This window comes from Pseudomonas sp. LS44, assembly GCF_024730785.1.
In the GTDB taxonomy this organism is placed as follows: domain Bacteria; phylum Pseudomonadota; class Gammaproteobacteria; order Pseudomonadales; family Pseudomonadaceae; genus Aquipseudomonas.
On sequence record NZ_CP102830.1, the window covers coordinates 2,690,760 to 2,709,515 of the forward strand.

Sequence of the window (18,756 nt, forward strand, 5' to 3'; positions counted from 1 at the left end):
AACCCAGACCGTAGCCCGGATGCAATCCGGGAGTACCGATACACCATCCCGGAGTGCATCCGGGCTACGACAAAGGAGCATCCCATGCCCCGTTTTGCCGCCAACCTGTCCATGCTGTTCACCGAAGTGGACTTCCTGGACCGCTTCGCCGCCGCCGCCGATGCTGGCTTCGCCGGCGTCGAGTACTTGTTCCCCTATGACTTCCCGGCCGCGGAAATCAAAGCCCGCCTGACCACCAACAAGCTCGAGCAGGTGCTGTTCAACCTGCCGGCCGGTGACTGGGCCAAGGGCGAACGTGGCATCGCCTGCCACCCGGATCGCGTCGAGGAGTTCCGCGAAGGCGTGGACAAGGCCATCGCCTACGCCCAGGTGCTCGGCAACCGCCAGATCAACTGCCTGGCCGGCATCCGTCCGCAGGGCTACGACTGCGCGACCGTGCGCCAGACCTTCGTCGACAACCTCAAGTACGCCGCAGGCAAGCTCGAGGCCGCCGGAATCAAGCTGGTCATGGAAATGATCAACACCCGCGACATCCCCGGCTTCTACCTGAACACCACGAAGCAGGCCCTGGAGATCCGCGAAGCGGTCGGCAGCTCCAACCTGTTCCTGCAATACGACATCTACCACATGCAGATCATGGAAGGTGACCTGGCGCGCAGCCTGGAAGGCAACCTGGCGGTGATCAACCATGTGCAGCTGGCCGACAACCCCGGGCGCAACGAGCCGGGTACCGGCGAGATCAACTACCGCTTCCTGTTCGCCCACCTGGACCGCATCGGCTACCAGGGCTGGGTCGGCTGCGAGTACAAGCCGCTGACCACCACCTCCGCCGGCCTCGGCTGGCTGAAAACCCATAACGCGATCTGATCCATCTGGGCTCCCGCGCTCGCGAGGAGCCAATGAACAACCCAGATTCAGGAGAACTTCCTCATGGCAAAAATCGGATTTATCGGCACCGGCATCATGGGCAAGCCCATGGCTCAGAACCTGCAGAAAGCCGGCCACACCCTGTTCCTCTCCGAGCACCACGACCCGGCCCCCGCCGACCTGATCGAAGCCGGCGCCATCGCCCTGGCCAACCCGAAGGAAGTCGCCCAGGAAGCCGAGTTCATCATCGTCATGGTCCCGGACACTCCGCAGGTCGACGACGTGCTGTTCCGCAAGGACGGCGTGGCTGAAGGCGTCGGCGCCGGCAAGGTGGTGATCGACATGAGCTCGATCTCCCCGACCGCGACCAAGGTCTTCGCCGAGAAGGTCAAGGCCACCGGCGCCGCCTACCTGGACGCCCCGGTGTCCGGCGGTGAAGTCGGCGCCAAGGCCGCGACCCTGAGCATCATGGTCGGCGGTTGCCCGAAAGCCTTCGAGCGCACCCTGCCGCTGTTCCAGGCGATGGGCAAGAACATCACCCACGTCGGCGGCAACGGTGACGGGCAGACCGCCAAGGTCGCCAACCAGATCATCGTCGCCCTGAACATCCAGGCGGTCGCCGAAGCCCTGCTGTTCGCCGCCAAGAACGGTGCCGATCCGGCCAAAGTGCGTGAAGCGCTGATGGGCGGCTTCGCCGGCTCGAAGATCCTCGAAGTGCACGGCGAGCGCATGATCAAGGGCACCTTCGATCCGGGCTTCCGCATCAGCCTGCACCAGAAGGACCTCAACCTGGCGCTGGCCGGCGCCCGCGAGTTGGGCCTCAACCTGCCCAACACCGCCAACGCCCAGCAAGTGTTCAGCACCTGCGCGGCGATCGGCGGCAGCAACTGGGACCACTCGGCGCTGATCAAGGGCCTGGAGCACATGGCAAACTTCTCGATTCGCGAGAAGTAAGCCCAAGACCTCTTTGTAGGATGGGTTAAGCGAAGCGATACCCATCCTACGAGGCAAGACTGGCAGGCAACGCGAAGGGACCGTCTACCCCCAACTCGCTGTCGACCGGCCCCGGTCACAAGCCGGGTGTTTCAAACCGTGGGAAAGGAGTGGCACAGCAAGATCGGCCAGGTGCTTCGGCACTTGGCCACGAGTTCCGGAAAGCTCGGCTTGCACACCACACCGATCTCGCGGCACCCCTTTCGACCTCCCGGCCGGCGGTGTCACGGCCTGCCGGACGGGCTGGTCGATTCCAACCCTCAGCGCTTGCCAAGCCGAGCCCTGAGGATTGCAATCGGCCCATACACGCAATAACAACACTGGAGCCTCCCATGTCCCTCGATCCGCAAGCCCTGCTCCGCGACCTGTTCGCCACCGCCATCGCCGCCGCCCATCCGCGCCAGGTACTGGCCGACCACCTGCCGGCCGACCGCAGCGGGCGGGTCATCGTCATCGGCGCCGGCAAGGCTGCCGCAGCCATGGCCGAGGTGATCGAGCGCGAGTGGCACGGCGAGATTTCTGGACTGGTGGTGACCCGCTACGAGCACGGCGCCAACTGCCAGAAGATCGAAGTGGTGGAAGCCGCCCACCCGGTGCCGGATGACGCCGGCGAGCGCGTCGCCCGGCGCGTGCTGGAACTGGTCAGCAACCTCTCGGAAAGCGACCGGGTGATCTTCCTGCTCTCCGGCGGCGGCTCCTCGCTGCTGGCCCTGCCCGCCGCAGGCATCGGCCTCAAGGACAAGCAGGCGATCAACAAGGCGCTGCTCAAATCCGGGGCGACCATCGGCGAGATGAACTGCGTGCGCAAGCACCTCTCGGCGATCAAGGGCGGGCGCCTGGCCAAGGCCAGTTGGCCGGCCACCGTGTACACCTACGCGATTTCCGACGTGCCCGGCGACGAGGCCACGGTGATCGCCTCCGGCCCCACCGTGGCCGACCCGACCACCTCGGCCGAGGCGCTGGCGATCCTCGCCCGCTACGACATCGAAGTGCCGGCGCACGTGCGTGCCTGGCTGCTCGACCCGCGCTCGGAGACGGTCAAGCCCGGCGACCCGTGCCTGGAGCGCAGCCATTTCCAGCTGATCGCCACGCCGCAGCAGGCGCTCGACGCCGCCGCCGCCAAGGTCCGCGCCGCCGGCCTGACGCCGCTGATCCTCGGCGACCTGGAGGGCGAATCAAGCGAAGTGGCCAAGGTGCACGCCGGCATCACCAAGCAGATCATCCTGCACGGCCAGCCGCTAGCGGCGCCGTGCGTGATCCTCTCCGGCGGCGAGACCACCGTCACCGTGCGCGGTAACGGCCGTGGCGGGCGCAACGCCGAGTTCCTGCTCAGCCTCACCGACAGCCTCAAGGGCCTGCCCGGTGTCTATGCCCTGGCCGGCGACACCGACGGCATCGACGGCTCCGAGGACAACGCCGGGGCGATCATGACCCCGGACAGCTATGCCCGCGCCGGCCGCCAGGGCCTCTCCGCCCGCGACGAGCTGGACAACAACAACGGCTATGGCTACTTCGCCGCCCTCGATCAACTGATCGTCACCGGCCCGACCCGTACCAACGTCAACGACTTCCGCGCCATTCTGATCCTCGAGGCACCTGCCAAATGACTCCGAACAAAAAGGTAAAAATCCTCGCCACCCTCGGGCCGGCGATCAACGGCATCGACGATATCCGCCAGCTGGTGGAGGCCGGGGTCAACATCTTCCGCCTCAACTTCAGCCACGGCGAGCACGCCGACCACGCCCTGCGCTACCAGTGGGTGCGCGAGGTAGAGCGCCAGCTGAACTACCCGATCGGCATCCTCATGGACCTGCAAGGGCCAAAGCTACGCGTCGGCCGCTTCGCCGAGGGCAAGGTGCAGCTCGCCAAGGGCCAAGCCTTCCGCCTGGACCTGGACGCCACGCCGGGCAACGCCCAGCGCGTAAACCTGCCGCACCCGGAAATCATCGAAGCGCTGCAGCCGGGCATGAGCCTGTTGCTTGACGACGGCCGCCTGCGTTTCGAAGTGACCGCCAAGCATGCCGACGCCATCGACACCCGCGTGATCGCCGGTGGCGAGCTGTCCGACCGCAAGGGCGTCAACGTGCCGGAAGCGGTGCTGCAGCTCTCGCCGCTGACCGCCAAGGATCGCCGTGACCTGGACTTCGGTCTGCAGCTGGGCGTCGACTGGGTGGCGCTGTCGTTCGTGCAGCGCCCCGAAGACATCGTCGAGGCGCGCGCGCTGATCCAGGACAAGGCGTTCCTGATGGCCAAGATCGAGAAACCTTCCGCGGTGCAGCACTTGGAAGCGATCGCCGAGCTGTGCGACGCGATCATGGTGGCGCGCGGCGACCTCGGCGTGGAAGTGCCGGCGGAGAACGTACCGCGCATCCAGAAAGACATCATCGCCACCTGCCGCCGTCTCGGTCGCCCGGTGGTGGTCGCCACGCAGATGCTCGAATCGATGCGCTTCTCCCCCGCCCCGACCCGCGCCGAAGTCACCGACGTGGCCGCCGCCGTGGCCGAAGGCACCGACGCGGTGATGCTCTCGGCGGAGACCGCCTCCGGCGACTACCCGCTGGAAGCCGTGCAGATGATGAGCAAGATCATCCGCCAGGTGGAAAACGGCCCGGATTACCAGGCCCAGCTCGACGTCAGCCGCCCGCAGGCCGAGGCCACCGCCTCCGACGCGATCAGCTGCGCGATCCGCCGGATCAGCTCGATCCTGCCGGTGGCCGCGCTGGTCAACTACAGCGAGTCGGGCGCCTCCAGCCTGCGCGCCTCCCGCGAGCGGCCCAAGGCGACCATCCTCAGCCTGACCCCGAGCCTGCACACCGCACGCCGCCTGACCGTGGCCTGGGGCATCTACTCGGTGGTCAATGCGCGGTTGAGCAAGGTCGAGGAAGTCAGCAGCACCGCGCTGGAAATCGCCCAGGCCCAGGGCCTGGCCAAGAAAGGCGACACCGTAGTGATCACCGCCGGTATCCCCTTCGGCCAGCCGGGCACCACCAACACGCTGCGCATCGAGACGCTGTCGTAACCGTACTACGGAGGATGCCGTTGCCGGTTGATCGCGGATAAATCCGCTCCTACGAAAAGCGTTCTGCGGCGTCTGTAGGAGCGAATTCATTCGCGATAACCAGCATCACCGACCGCAAATCGTAGCCCGTAGCCCGGATGCAATCCGGGAAACCGGAAGACTCGGCCCGGATTGCATCCGGGCTACGTTCGGGGAGAGGGCAACAGCCACCACCGCGTCCGTCTCACCCACCAAATCCCATCTGGCTATTGCCAGCTTTAGGCGACCTGCCCCTTCAACGGTCGCCTCTTTTTTACTGCCGAACCATGCCTACTCGACTCCTGCATTTATTCCAAACCCTGCTCAACGGCTGCAGCCAGATCTTCCTGCAACAACAGGCGCTGTGTGGCGCGCTGATCTTCCTGGGCATCGCCGTGAACGATCTGGCCCTGCTGCCCGGCACGTTACTCGGCGCACTCGCCGGGCTGTTGATCGCCCGCGGTCTGCGCTACGAAACCACTGATCTCGCGGCCGGGCTGTACGGCTATAACGCCACGCTGATCGGCCTGTTGTTCGCCAGCCATTTCCATTGGTCGCTACCGATGGCGTTGTTGCTGTTCGCCAGCGCGGTGCTGGCCACCGCGCTGCTGCATGCGCTGCTACGTCGCGGCCGGCTGCTCGGCGGCCTGCCGGTGTACACCCTGCCCTTCGTGCTGTTCGGTTGGCTGAGCCTGGCCACTGCCAACCTTTTCGGCCTGGAGGCGCGCAACGTCGGCGAGCTTGTCCTACATGGCGATGCACTCGGCCTCGCCGCCGCGCTGTTGCGTAGCTTCGGTCAGGTGATCTTTCTCGACTCGCCGCTGGCCGGCGCCTGCGTGTTCCTCGGCCTGTTGATCGCCGACTGGCGCGCCGCCGCTTGGGCGCTGTTCGCCGCGCTCGCCAGTCTGAGCTTGGCGTTGACGCTGGGCGGAACGGAACCCGCCGCGCTGCTCGGCCTATATGGTTACAACCCGGTGCTCGTCGCCATCGCCCTCAACCACACCCCGCGTCGGCCTTGGGCGCCACTGGCCGGCATCCTCTTATGCCTGGCCCTGCAACCCTGTTTCAGCGCGCTCGGCCTGCCGCCGTTGACCGCACCGTTCATCCTCGCCTGCTGGCTGGTGCTCGCCATCAGCCGCGCTGGGCAGATCACTTCTACAGCCGAAACCACCTGACCGCGAGCGCATGACTCTGGCTGCAACCATGCGATCGATTCGGTATAAAGCCAGTCATCTGCTGGAGCTTCCCAGCGCCATTCTGCCCGAGGCCCTATGCCTGAGCCTGTCGTCCGCCCTCAGCCGGTCACCCTGCGCGAAGCCCTGCGTTTCTGGTTGAAGCTCGGTTTCATCAGCTTCGGCGGTCCGGCCGGGCAGATCGCTCTGATGCACCGCGAGCTGGTCGAGCAGCGCCGCTGGATTTCCGAGAAACGCTTCCTGCACGCGCTGAACTTCTGCATGTTGCTGCCCGGCCCGGAAGCGCAGCAGCTCGCCACCTACCTCGGCTGGCTGCTGCATCGCAGCTGGGGCGGCGTGTTGGCCGGCGTGCTGTTCGTGCTGCCCTCGCTGTTCATCCTGATCGGCGTGTCCTGGCTGTACATCGCCTTCGGCCACCTGCCGCTGCTGGTCGGCCTGTTCTACGGCATCAAACCGGCGGTGACCGCGATCGTGCTGCAGGCGGCGCTACGCATCGGTGGGCGAGTGCTGAAAAACAGCTGGTTATGGGGCATTGCCGCCGCGGCCTTTGTCGCCATCTTCGCCCTCGACGTGCCCTTCCCGCTGATCGTGCTGGGTGCTGCGCTGCTCGGTTACCTGGGCGGGCGATTGGCGCCACAGCAATTCAGCCCGGGCGGCGGCCATGCAGCGGCCAATGCCGACTACGGCCCGGCGTTGATCGACGACGACACGCCGCCACCTGCGCACGCACGCTTTCGCTGGCCACGCCTGGCGCTTCTGCTACTGATCGGCGCCGTGCTGTGGTTGCTGCCGATGGGCCTGCTCACCGCGTTGTTCGGTTGGCAGGGCACGCTGACGCAAATGGCCTGGTTCTTCAGCAAGGCCGCGCTGCTCACCTTCGGTGGCGCCTACGCGGTGCTGCCCTACGTCTACCAGGGCGCGGTCGGCCACTACGGCTGGCTCACCCCGACGCAGATGATCGACGGCCTGGCTCTCGGCGAAACCACGCCGGGGCCGCTGATCATGGTGGTCGCCTTCGTCGCTTTCGTCGGTGCCTACCTGCAGCCGATGTTCGGCACCGACCAGGCCTTCCTCGCCGGCGCCGTGGCGGCCGCCCTGGTCACCTGGTTCACCTTCCTGCCGTCGTTCCTGTTCATCCTCGCCGGCGGCCCGCTGGTGGAGTCCACCCACGGCGAACTGCAGTTCACCGCCCCGCTCACCGCCATCACCGCCGCGGTGGTCGGGGTGATCGTCAACCTGGCGCTGTTCTTCGCCTACCACGTGCTCTGGCCGCAGGGCTTCGCCGGCAGCTTCGACTGGCCGTCGGCACTGATCGCCCTGGGCGCGGCACTGGCGTTGCTGCGCTTCAAGGTGGGGGTGGTGCCGGTGCTGATTGGCAGCGCGCTGGCGGGATTGGTGGTTCGGCTGTAGGACGGCCGTTGGAGGTCCACGGTGGGAATGGACAGGCTAGTGGCACATTGGTAGCGTCGGCTGGCGGTGCAGAATTTTACGACAATGGAGCTTAGTGCTGTTTAGGCCATATTTTTGGCTGGAATGTCGCATGTGTTACGACTCCTACCAGCCAAGCAAAGGCTTATTAGGACGACAAGGAACGTTATGGGACATAGATGTCGCTGATAAAGGCGAAATCTATGTCGCATAACAATAGTTAGATCTCACTAGGAGAACCAATGCGCGCCTTTACCATTTCTATGTTTATTTCTGCTGTAGCGTGTAATACCAGCCTTGCAAGCGATGCTGAAAATCAAGCTAAATCGTTCGCAACTATCTACGCATCTCTCTGCATGAAAAACCTTTCTAACTTAGAAGGACTTCGGGCAAAGTTGAAGGACATGCCAAAGCTCCCGCCAGAAAAATCCATTCAATTCTTATCAGGAAATCCGGGAGATGCATGGCCAGTCCCTGACAAAAACGGGACGTTCGTCCTTGCCCTTCCTAGCAACAAAAACATTTGTATGGTTTATGCGCGGAGAGCCGATGCAACGAAAGCAGAAGAGATGTTTGTAGGATTAGTCGGAAATTCACCTGCCCCTCTGATTTCGCGGCTAGCAAAAGATGAGCGAGCACAAACAATTGCCAACGGCCCAACTCATACCATCTCTTACGAATGGTCAGTCCCAAACGCAGCAAGAACAATGTTGTTTACGCTCACGACTGCCAGTTCCAACAATGCACAACTTCAAGCACTCGGTTCGGCGACAATCGTGGACAATTGAAATCTAACAAACGGTTCAAGTCGTTCGCTTACTCGGGGCCGCGTTCCGCGCCCCCTTAACCAAACGTTAGGCAACCATGCTGGAATTCATACTAAAGCAAAGAGCCCTGCTTGCAGTGCTATCAATAGCCATACTATGGTCCGTATTATTTACAATATGGACTAAATGGATAAGAACAATTCCTCTAAATGAAGAAATCACACTGATCGCGGGAAGCACTATTGAAAAAGAAGTGCGCATCGTTATTCCAGAGCTCTACAGAGTTAACTTTCTTTTTGATCGCACGGGCGCCCCTGATAAAGACCTGAGATCTCTTGTTGGAAATTGGGGGGCTCTTAGAGGGAAAGTCATACCTTCTGGAGTAATTATCCCTATCCAGTGGTCACTGCACTCATCAAAAAATGGTGCAGTAGTTGCGACAGACACAATCAACTCTTTCGGCTCAGCAGGTTACACATCTAATAATTTCTATCGTCCGGCCGGACACTTCAAAGCCCCCACTGGCAGATATTTTTTCAAGGCTACAATACTGCGGGACGTACCGGAATTTAAGAACATTAAAACCAGGATCTCACTGGAGCCAATTCCAGGCTTCTCTTCCACATGGCAACTCACGCTGGCGTTTTGGGGCGACATCGTTACAGTTTTACTGGTCTTACCTATAGCGTTAGTTCTTGGACTGCTATTACTCTGGCGTGCAAGCCGAGCATTCTATGCTAGGAATATCTCTACAAGCGGCGCCCCAAAAACGTGAATCGGTTTAAGCTTCGAGAATTTAATCGAGCAACCGACTCGTCACATCGCTCCGGCTAGGTGGTAGGTACTTGTTTAGTCACCTCGCCACAGGTTCGGGACCGCGTATCACGCCCCTCAACCTAAGCATTAGCGTAAATCAAGGAATCATGATGGCTTTATTATGGGAAAACGGCGCGACTACGAGCCAGAAAATATCTGGCCAATTATTGCTCCTATTAGCAATATCCACCCTGATTTATTTTATGTTTTTCAAAGACTTTCTTCCCAGCCAAGCGACATCTATTGCCTCTTTATACTCCAGCGCAGGGGCAACCACGCTCACATTAATATGGATAGCACTCCAACTCCACAAAAATCACTGGAAGCCCAACAACCCAGAATGGGGCAGAATGAGCACAATCAAAAAAGTAGCCACTATTATTATTTGCCCATTTATTTTATTTTTCATCTTCTGGATAAACTTAAACTATGCAATACCACGCACCATTGCAATAACAACCGGCCATACCACAACAACTGAAGATGATTTATTAAAAACCATAAATCACACACGATACTCTTGCGACTTCAGGTTAAAAAGCGAAAAATTTAAGGGCTTTCTTTTTGAATTATGTGTAAGCGAAAGTTTTTTTAACAAACTTCCACAAGGCTTATTCAAAGCCAAACTGGAGATAGTGGAATCCCCAGTAGGTATCGTTTTTAGAAGAATTGCGCAGTTAGAGTCACGTTAACAATGCGCCCAAATCGTTCACTTCGCTTGCTGGGACCGCGTACCGGGGCCCTTAATTTAATCGTCAGTCTTGTCGAAAAAGCGCGGCCTGACGCTGCGCACTTGGGTATTCACCACCTCTCGCTTTAGGCTGTTGCCAGCCACTCCCTCAGAAGGTTTCGCACATGGATTTCCCCATACTGGTCGTCCCCGGCATCGGCAACTCGGGCCTTGAACATTGGCAGAGCCGTTGGCAAGCAGCGCATCCCGCCTGGCAGCGACTCGAAGTCGAGGATTGGGAGCGGGTCCGTTGTGCTGATTGGGTAGCGGCCCTCGAACGACAGATCACCGCGCTCGGCCCGCAGACGCTGCTGGTCGCCCACAGTCTGGGCTGTCTGGCGATTGCCCACTGGGCGGCGCGCTCCGACCTCGCCGCGCAGATTCGTGGCGCGTTGCTCGTCGCTGTGCCCGACCCACAGTCCGCAGCCTTTCCTGCCGTGGACGCCACGGGCTTTACCCCGTTGCCGCAGACGCGCTTGCCCTTCCCCGCGTTGATCGCCGCCAGTAGCGATGACCCGTACGGCAGCCTCGCCCATGCCCGCCGCTGCGCCGAGGCGTGGGGCGCGCAGGTGTGCGAGATGGGCGCCAAGGGCCATCTGAACTCGCAAAGCGGCCTGAGCGACTGGCCCGGGGGCTTGCAGTTGCTGCGCCGCCTGGCCGATGAGCCGCACGCGACACTGGTGCCGGGACTAAACTGACGGCGTTTCCTGCAAGGGGGAAACGCCCCGCTCCGTCCTTGTCAGCGAGCGCGTAGAAGCCGTGCCGGCACGCGCCCAGGCAAGACCCGCGAGGCCACTCCACAGCAGTCCCGCCGGTGCATCCAGGGCAATCCGCACCGGCGCGCATCAGCAGGCGATTCACCGGCACATCGCGTTTCCGCTGTCACCTTGTTCATCGACTCGACCACCGCCACGCAGCGGCGCGCCCTGGGCGCCGGCCGCGGGCAGGAGGACAGGCAATGGACGAAGGCAAACTCAATGATTTCATGGGCAAGCTGGTTTCCGACATGGGTGGCGCGGCGATGCTCGCCAACATCATCCTCGGCGACGAGCTGGGCCTGTACCGCGCAATGGCCGACAGCCGCGCCATCAGCCCCGAAGAACTGGCCGGCAAGACCGGCTGCAACGCCCGCCTGCTGCGCGAGTGGCTGAGCGCCCACGCGGCGTCCGGCTACATGGAGCACAGCGACGGCAAGTTCCGCCTGCCCGAGGAACAGGCGCTGGCACTGGCGATCGAGGATTCGCCGGTCTACGTGGCCGGCGGCGCGGTGGTAGTCGCGGCGCTGTTCCATGACAAGGACAAGCTGGTCGCCGCCATGCGCGGCAACGGCGCGCTGGCCTGGGGCGATCACCATCCGTGCATGTTCAGCGGCACCGAGCGGTTTTTCCGCCCCGGCTACCGCACGCACTTGGTCGCCGAATGGCTGCCGGCGCTGGACGGCGTGGTCGACAAGCTCAAGGCCGGCGCCAAGGTGGCCGATGTCGGCTGCGGACACGGCGCCTCGACGGTGATCATGGCGCAGGCCTTCCCGGCCTCGCACTTCGTCGGCTTCGACTACCACGCGCCATCCATCGACACCGCCACGCAGCGCGCCCAGGAAGGCCAGGTGGCCGAACGGGTGAGCTTCGCCCAGGCCACGGCGAAGAACTACCCCGGCAACGACTTCGACCTGGTCTGCTACTTCGACTGCCTGCACGACATGGGCGATCCGGTCGGTGCCGCGCGGCATGCCTACCAGTCGCTCAAACCGGACGGCACGGTGCTGCTGGTCGAGCCGTTCGCCAATGACAAGCTGGACGACAACCAGACCCCGGTGGGCCGGCTGTTCTATGCCGCCTCGACGTTCATCTGCACGCCCAACTCGCTGTCCCAGGACGTCGGTCTGGGCCTCGGCGCGCAGGCCGGCGAAGCGCGCCTGCGTCAGGTGTTCAGCGAGGCCGGTTTCAGCCGCTTCCGCCGGGCGGCGGAAACCCCGTTCAACCTGATCCTCGAGGCGCGCAAGTAGGTCTCGGCCGATAACCGGCTAGAGCGTCAGTTATATGAACCGCGGTGGCTAAACGCGAATGCGCAGGCTGAGTGAGGCTTACGCGCCGCTGCCATTGGCAAACTTGCGCCATTCGCTTGCGTCGACCTTGCCGAGAATGCGCACTTTGCCTTGGCTGTCCTCGGCAACAAACAATGCGCTGGCATAGGCGCTTGAGCGTTCAATGCCTGGCACGTTCAATTGCTTCTCCAGTTGGGCGATGCAGCCGCTGTGTGTCACCAGGATCAGGTTATGCGCGCTTCTCTTGTGCTTGAAGGCGGCATTGGCGAAGGTGCGATCACATTGCTCCAGCCAGTCTTGCGTGGCGATCGCCTTGCCGAACATGAAGTGGGCAGTCTGCCGGGTCCGAACCTGCGGACTGCTCAACACATCGGTCATTCCCAGCCCCAGGCGCAGGATGCCCTTACCCACGTCGGCAGCCACCTGACTGCCCTGAACGGTAATTCCGGTTGGGTCATTCAAGCAGGCGTTGCGCGAACGATCACAGCGTTCGCCATGGCGAACCAGCACAACAACTTCACCTTTTGCCCAGTGCGAATAGACCCCGCTGTAGCGCAGCTGCTGCACAGTGTTCAGGTTCGCGACCTGAGTTCGCGTTGCAAACCATACGGCTACCAGAAGCAGCACTAGCAGCACACCCAGGCCCCTTGTCAGCACTCTGGCCGAGGGCAGGTACTGCTTTAAGCGAATGGGGGCTCGGGAATCTTCGATGACACCTTGCGGCATGCTGCACTCCGACGGAGAGATAGCGGGTAGCTGCCCCACCCGAAGATGCCGGCACTTATTCCACAGCGTGTCACGGCGCGGGTTCGGAAAGACTGATGTGCATCGAGTGTGCAGCTTCATAGGATGGGTCGAGCCGCGCAGGTCGAGCGCAGCGATACCCATCGGCTTGAGGGCGATGGGTATCGTCGCGTTGCTCCTCGACCCATCCTACGGGCTGCGAAGGGCCGCTCCTGCAGGGCCTTTATACGGACGTGCGGGCGCGTCGTGGGCCGCTGCCTGATGATGCGGTCGGTTGGCGAATCAGTGCGGCCTGCCATTCGCCAGCGGTGAATACATTGGCTTCGGTCAGCAAGGCGGTCTTGCCGGCGATCAACGTCGCCACCGGCACACCGTCGCGGTATAGCAGGCGATTACCGGCCAGCGCCGGCACCTTGGTGCCGCTGAGCAAGGTGCCGAGCAGGTTTAGCGGATCGGAGGCGGACAGGCTGATCAGTTCGCCAGCCAGCGGCCGTTTGCGCACTCCGCGCAGCAGGCTGACCGCTTCCGGCAAGGCGAACTGTTCGCCAGTCACACCGGCGATAAAACGCCCGCCGCGAATCTCGCCGCGCGCTTCCAGACGGTGATAGACGCGCAGCAGTTCGCGCCATGACGGCAACCAGTCGGCCTCGCGCTCGAGCAGCCGCCAGCAGGCCACGCCGTAACGGCGCAGCAGGGTCCGCGCGACATGCTCCAGGGCCTGTGCGGCGAGTTTCTGGTCAACAGCGGCGTCCACTTCCTCGCCTCGGCTGCGCAGTAACGCCCAGCGCCCGGCGTCCTGCATGTTCGCCAGGGCGACCCGCGCGCGGCGGTCGTGGCGGCTGCGCTTGGCCGCCGGCAACAGCAGCGAGCGCAGGCCGGCGAAGCTGTCGGCGTTGGCCAGGCCGAGGGCGACCAATTCGCCGAGGCTGTCTTCCAGCTCGCTGCGCAGCAGGTGCGCCTCGTCCATCAACTCATCGAAGAACAGCGCGCCCTGACTGGCCAGCACTTGCCGCAGGCGCTCGGCGCGGGGCGACAGCTCCGGCGCCGGCGTTTGCACGAGACACGCACGCCAGAGCCCGAGGCTTTTGCGCGGCAGCAGCACGATTGGCGTGCTGCGCAACGGTCCAGCGGCCGATCGATTGCGCCCTAGCGCGGGCTTCTCCGCGAGCCGACACCAGACCACGCGGCCGGCGCGGCACAAATCGTCCAGCCAGTTGATACCGTAATCGCTGACCCGGCTGGGCAGGATTTCGCTTTCCCAAGCGCTGGCGGCGGCCTGAAAACCTTCCAACTGACCGAGCACACCAGCCAGCGCTTCCGCGCCACGCACGCGGCTGTCCAGAGCGACGCGCTGCCAGTCGAACAGAAAGCGCATGAAGTCGGCGCGCTCCACCGGCTCGATCTCGCGGCGCAGGCGCTTGACTGTGTAGCGATGGATGCGCGCCAGCAGATGCCGCTCGCACCACTCTTCTTCCGCCCCGTCCGGCGTGAAGCGCCCGCGCAGCACATAGCCTTCGCGCTCCAGGGCCAACAGGGCGAGGTTCACGACCGGTTCGGGCTGGCGCAGGTCAACAGCGATGCGCGCCAGCGGTAACGGGCCGAAGCCGCTCAAGCGCGCGCGCACCACTTCCACCAGGGCCGGCTCGGCTTCCCACAGCTGATCGTAGCCAGCCGGCGCACTAATCGCCGGCACGCCGGTGGCGTCGGGCAGCAAGACTTGCCATAGGGCCAAACGCTCGGCAGCTACCCACAACGCCGGCTGGTCATCCAACTGTAAACAGGTGGCACGTCGCCCCTCAGCCAGCCTGGCCAAATGCGCCGGCCAACTCGCATTCGCCGCGACTTCAGCAACCGTCAGCGCAGCCAGGGCCATCAACGCCTCGTGCATTTCATCGGCGTCGCGGGCCTCGGGCCAGGCCTCTGCGCGCACCGCCTCGATGGCCTGAATATCCAGCGCGCCCAGGTCATCCGCCGATTCCGGATCGCTCCAACGGCGACTCTGCACAGCCTGGGTGCGGCGCTCTTCCAGCGGGGCGTCGTCCAAATAGGCGTAAGGCCGCGCGCTGAGAATCTCCCCGGCCAGCGCCGACGGCGCCGGCAAATCGTGGGCGACCAACTCCACCTCGCCGGCCTCCATGCGCCGCAGCAGCGCCAGCCAGCCTTCGCTGTCCATCGCCTCATGCAGGCAATCGTCGAGGGTCTGGGCGACCAGCGGGTGATCGGGAATCTCCCGCTCGCCGACCAGGTTCTCGACACAGGCGACCTGATCGGGAAACACCGTGGCCAGCAGGTCTTCACTGCGCATGCGCTGCAACTGCGGCGCGACTTTGCGGCCGCCGGAAAAACGCGGCAGGGCCAGTGCAGTGGTGGCATTCCAGCGCCAGCGCACGCCGAACAGCGGCGCATCCAGCAGGGCCTGGATCAGCACATGCTCGGCGCTGTTGGAATGCAGATAGCGCCACACCTCGTCGAGCGGAAAGCTGTGGCTGGTGGACAGCGACAGAATCAGCGCGTCCTCGGTGGCCGCGGCCTGCAATTCGAAATTGAAACTGCGACAGAAGCGCTTGCGCAGGGCCAGGCCCCAGGCGCGGTTGAGGCGGCTGCCAAACGGTGAATGGATGATCAGCTGCATGCCGCCAGACTCGTCGAAGAAGCGCTCCATCACCAGGCGCTGCTGGGTTGGCAAAGCGCCGAGGGCGTTCAGTGCGCGGGCCAGGTATTCGACGATTTGCTGCGCGACCGGCTCGCTGAGGCCGAGTTCGTCGGTCAGCCAGGCGACAGCGGCCGCGATCTGCTCCCCTCTCCCGTTCACGGGAGAGGGGCTGGGGGAGAGGGCAGAATCAGCGGCACCGGAATCTGCGCCCAGCGCAACGGCGGCGCCGTCTGCATCGCGAATAAATTCGCTCCTACCGGGGGCTTCCGCCAGTAGGCGCTGCTCGATCTCGCCGCGCAGGCGTGCCACGGCGACGGACAGCTCGTTGGTGCGGCCCGGCGCTTCGCCGAGCCAGAACGGAATGCTCGGTGGTTGGCCATGCGCATCCTCGACCCGCACCCGCCCCGGCTCGATGCGCAGGATGCGGTAGGACTGGTTGCCGAGCTGGAACACATCGCCGGCCAAACTCTCGACGGCGAAATCCTCGTGGACCGTGCCGATCATCATACCCTGCGGTTCGAGCAGCACCGTGTAGTCGCCGGCTTCCGGAATCGTCCCGCCGGAAGTCAGCGCGGTCAGCCGCGCATTGCGCCGTCCACGCAGGCGCTGATTGACCGCGTCGCGATGCAGATACGCGGCGCGCACACCGATGCGGCCGCTGAAGCCTTCGGCGAGCATCTTCAGCAAGCCATCGAAGGTCGCGCGCGGCAGATCGACATACGGCGCGGCGCGGGTCAGCAGGCGATACAGGCCGTCCTCGCTCCACTCGCGGCAGGCCACTTCGGCGACGATCTGCTGGGCCAGCACATCCAGCGGCGCATGCGGAATGACCAACGCGTCCAGCTCATTGCGGCGCACGCAATCGAGCAGCGCGGCGCACTCGATCAGATCGTCGCGCGACTGTGGAAACAGGCGGCCCTTGGGCGTGCCGCCGACGCTGTGCCCGGAGCGCCCTACTCTTTGCAAAAACGCCGCAATGCTGCGCGGCGAGCCGAGCTGGCAGACCAGTTCGACATCGCCGATATCGATGCCCAGCTCCAGCGAAGCGGTCGCCACCAACACGCGCAGCTCGCCGCGCTTGAGGCGTTGCTCGGCATCCAGACGCAGCTCCTTGGCCAGGCTGCCGTGATGCGCGGCAACCGCCTCGATCCCCAGCCGCTCAGATAAGTGGCGGCTGGCCCGCTCGGCCAACCGCCGGGTGTTGACGAATACCAAGGTGGTGCGATGCGCGCGGGCCAGGTCGGCGATACGGTCGTAGACGCTTTCCCACACCTCGTTGCTCATCACCGCTTCCAGCGGCTGCGGCGGCACTTCGACGGCCAGATCGCGGGCGCGACTGAAGCCGATATCGATGATCGCGCAGTCGCCGGGCAGCGGTTCTGTGGAGCAGCTATCCGCTGTCTCTTCATTATTCGCGAAGACTTCCGCGGGCAACGGCGCCTGACTGCCGAGCAGGAACTGCGCGACCTTCTCAATCGGCTTCTGCGTGGCGGACAGGCCGATACGCACCAGGCGTCGCTGACACAGCGCTTCCAGGCGTTCGAGGCTGAGCATCAGGTGGCTGCCGCGTTTGCTGCCGGCGATGGCGTGGATTTCATCGACGATCAGGCTGCGGCAACCACTGAGCATTTCCCGCCCGGACGCCGAACCAAGCAGCACGTAGAGCGATTCCGGGGTGGTCACCAGAATATGCGGCGCCCGTTTGCGCATCGCCCCGCGCTCGCTCTGCGTGGTGTCGCCGGTGCGCACCGCGGTGCGGATATCCACGTCGGGCAGGCCTTCGCGCTGCAATTCGCCGCGGATACCGGCCAGCGGCTCTTCGAGGTTGATGCGGATGTCGTTGGACAGCGCCTTGAGCGGCGAGACGTACACGACGGTGCAGCGATCCGGCAGTTCACCACCCTGCTCCAGGCCTTCGCGCACCAGCTCGTCGATAGCGGCAAGGAACGCCGTAAGGGTTTTACCCGAGCCGGTGGGCGCGGCCACCAGCGTGCAGCGCCCGGCGCGGATCGCCGGCCAGGCACCGACTTGCGCCGCCGTCGGCGCGGGAAAGGTGGCATTGAACCAGGCGGCGACCGCCGGATGAAAACCGTCCAGCGCCGCGCCAGAGTCGCGAGAAACAGGAGTAGAAGTCATGCCACTCACTATGGTGGCGGGCTTGACCCCTCTCAAGGCCCGCTGATCGCGGCGAATATGTAGCCCGGATGTAATCCGGGGCACTTCCGGGTGGTCTATTCCCGGATTGCATCCGGGCTACGGCGGACACGCGCCCCATTAACAGAGAGGCGGGCCAACCAGGGAATATCAGTAATCCACGAACAGCCCCCTCTCCCATTTATGGGGGTACGCCTAGTGGAGAGGGTTGGAGAGAGGACTAACCCGCAACACTGCCCCGAATCCCCTACTCGCCAATATCCTCATTCCACAATTGCGGACTGCGGGCGATGAACTCGCGCATCAGCGTCACGCAACGCTCGTCCTGCACGACGTCCACCTGCACCCCACGCGAACGCAGCCACTCTTCCTCGCCCATGAAGGTCTGGTTCTCGCCAACCACAATCCGCGGAATGCCATACAGCAGAATCGCCCCCGAACACATCGAGCAAGGCGACAGCGTGGTGTATAGCACCGACTCCCGGTAAACCTCCGCTGGCTGGCGACCGGCACTCTCGAAGGCATCCATCTCGCCATGCCGAATCGCACTGCCCTGCTGCACCCGACGGTTATGACCCCGACCGATGATGACGCCGCGATGGACGATCACCGAACCAATCGGAATCCCGCCCTCGGCCACACCCAACTCGGCCTCGTCGATTGCCGCTTGCATGAAAGGGTCCATGGGGTTGCTCCTTAATCTGGGTATCGGATTGGATTGGCAGGCTGGCTAGACGCATCCAATTTTCAGGCCATCCAATGGCGATGTGGATAGCCGCTCAGCTTTCGGCCGCATGACAGACGACACACAGCTTATTGCCATCGGGATCGCGAAAATAAGCCCCGTAGTAGTTCTCGTGATACTCAGGACGCAAGCCAGGCGCACCTTCCGAAGTCCCGCCGTTCGCAAGCGCGATTGCGTATGCGCTATCCACTTGCGCACGGCTCTGCGCCAACAACGCAACCATCTGACCATTTCCGGGATGGTGAGCCTCTTGGTCGAATGGCCTGCCAATCAGAAACAGCGGCCGCACCTCCTCCCCCTGCCAACCCGCCCAAGGGCGCGACCAGTCGCAGAAGCGGGGCTTGAGCCCTAGGCAGTTCATCAAAGCGCTGTAGAACGCGAACGCCCGCTCGAAGTCGCCGATGCCTATAAAGATGTGCGAGAGCATGAGTCTCCCTGAATAACTCCGTTGACCAGCTTGAACCGCTTGTTATTTTGGCGGGCCTACCCTCGGGACATATTGGGGATTGAACTTGAGCCCATATATGAATTGTTAGGCCTCAGCACGCGAATGCCTAAGGCCTCTTAACGAAAGAGCAAACAAGA

General features: G+C 63.3%; 15 protein-coding genes. 11 read left to right on the forward strand and 4 right to left on the reverse strand.

All coding sequences use genetic code 11. The features are described 5' to 3' along the window. The first annotated feature begins 84 nt into the window (after nucleotides 1-84). The 11 genes from hyi to NVV93_RS11960 all read left to right on the forward strand — a co-directional run bounded on the left by hyi (nucleotide 85) and on the right by NVV93_RS11960 (nucleotide 11,836). On the forward strand, nucleotides 85-867 hold the full coding sequence (gene hyi, locus NVV93_RS11910; RefSeq protein WP_258250857.1) for a hydroxypyruvate isomerase: 783 nt from the start codon (nucleotides 85-87) through the stop codon (nucleotides 865-867). A gap of 63 nt (nucleotides 868-930) precedes the next feature. Then, nucleotides 931-1,821, forward strand: a complete 891-nt coding sequence (locus tag NVV93_RS11915; RefSeq protein ID WP_258250858.1) for a 2-hydroxy-3-oxopropionate reductase — start codon at nucleotides 931-933, stop codon at nucleotides 1,819-1,821. Between the two features lie 371 nt (nucleotides 1,822-2,192). Further along, nucleotides 2,193-3,467: a glycerate kinase gene (locus NVV93_RS11920; protein ID WP_258250859.1), complete on the forward strand. Its 1,275-nt coding sequence runs from the start codon at nucleotides 2,193-2,195 to the stop codon at nucleotides 3,465-3,467. Then, nucleotides 3,464-4,879 (forward strand): pyruvate kinase, encoded by a 1,416-nt coding sequence (pyk, locus tag NVV93_RS11925; RefSeq protein WP_258250860.1) that lies wholly within the window; start codon nucleotides 3,464-3,466, stop codon nucleotides 4,877-4,879. The genes NVV93_RS11920 and pyk overlap by 4 nt, the downstream gene beginning before the upstream one ends. Nucleotides 4,880-5,184: 305 nt before the next feature. Continuing rightward, the gene (locus tag NVV93_RS11930) at nucleotides 5,185-6,072 is read left to right on the forward strand and encodes an urea transporter (protein WP_258250861.1); all 888 of its coding nucleotides are present in this window, start codon (nucleotides 5,185-5,187) and stop codon (nucleotides 6,070-6,072) included. Between the two features lie 96 nt (nucleotides 6,073-6,168). Continuing rightward, the gene (gene chrA / locus NVV93_RS11935) at nucleotides 6,169-7,500 is read left to right on the forward strand and encodes a chromate efflux transporter (protein WP_258250862.1); all 1,332 of its coding nucleotides are present in this window, start codon (nucleotides 6,169-6,171) and stop codon (nucleotides 7,498-7,500) included. A gap of 260 nt (nucleotides 7,501-7,760) precedes the next feature. Further along, nucleotides 7,761-8,306: a hypothetical protein gene (locus NVV93_RS11940; protein WP_258250863.1), complete on the forward strand. Its 546-nt coding sequence runs from the start codon at nucleotides 7,761-7,763 to the stop codon at nucleotides 8,304-8,306. A 76-nt stretch (nucleotides 8,307-8,382) separates the two neighbouring features. Continuing rightward, a complete protein-coding gene (locus NVV93_RS11945; RefSeq protein WP_258250864.1) occupies nucleotides 8,383-9,060 on the forward strand; it encodes a DUF5625 family protein in 678 nt (225 codons plus the stop codon). Between the two features lie 151 nt (nucleotides 9,061-9,211). Then, complete coding sequence (locus tag NVV93_RS11950; RefSeq protein WP_258250865.1) at nucleotides 9,212-9,793, forward strand: hypothetical protein; 582 nt, start codon at nucleotides 9,212-9,214, stop codon at nucleotides 9,791-9,793. Nucleotides 9,794-9,956: 163 nt separating this feature from the next. Beyond that, nucleotides 9,957-10,529, forward strand: a complete 573-nt coding sequence (locus tag NVV93_RS11955) for an alpha/beta hydrolase (protein WP_258250866.1) — start codon at nucleotides 9,957-9,959, stop codon at nucleotides 10,527-10,529. Between the two features lie 260 nt (nucleotides 10,530-10,789). After that, entirely contained in the window at nucleotides 10,790-11,836 is a 1,047-nt protein-coding gene (locus NVV93_RS11960; RefSeq protein ID WP_258250867.1) for a class I SAM-dependent methyltransferase, read from the forward strand. 78 nt (nucleotides 11,837-11,914) lie between these two features. On the opposite strand, the gene NVV93_RS11965 is transcribed toward NVV93_RS11960, so the two are convergent. The 4 genes from NVV93_RS11965 to NVV93_RS11980 form a co-directional block, all read right to left on the reverse strand. After that, entirely contained in the window at nucleotides 11,915-12,601 is a 687-nt protein-coding gene (locus NVV93_RS11965) for a histidine phosphatase family protein (protein WP_258250868.1), read from the reverse strand. Between the two features lie 241 nt (nucleotides 12,602-12,842). Then, nucleotides 12,843-17,408, reverse strand: a complete 4,566-nt coding sequence (locus NVV93_RS11970) for a DEAD/DEAH box helicase (RefSeq protein ID WP_258250869.1) — start codon at nucleotides 17,406-17,408, stop codon at nucleotides 12,843-12,845. A 265-nt stretch (nucleotides 17,409-17,673) separates the two neighbouring features. Further along, nucleotides 17,674-18,111: a nucleoside deaminase gene (locus NVV93_RS11975; protein WP_258250870.1), complete on the reverse strand. Its 438-nt coding sequence runs from the start codon at nucleotides 18,109-18,111 to the stop codon at nucleotides 17,674-17,676. A gap of 94 nt (nucleotides 18,112-18,205) precedes the next feature. Next, nucleotides 18,206-18,598: a VOC family protein gene (locus NVV93_RS11980; protein WP_258250871.1), complete on the reverse strand. Its 393-nt coding sequence runs from the start codon at nucleotides 18,596-18,598 to the stop codon at nucleotides 18,206-18,208. Between the last annotated feature and the right edge of the window lie 158 nt (nucleotides 18,599-18,756).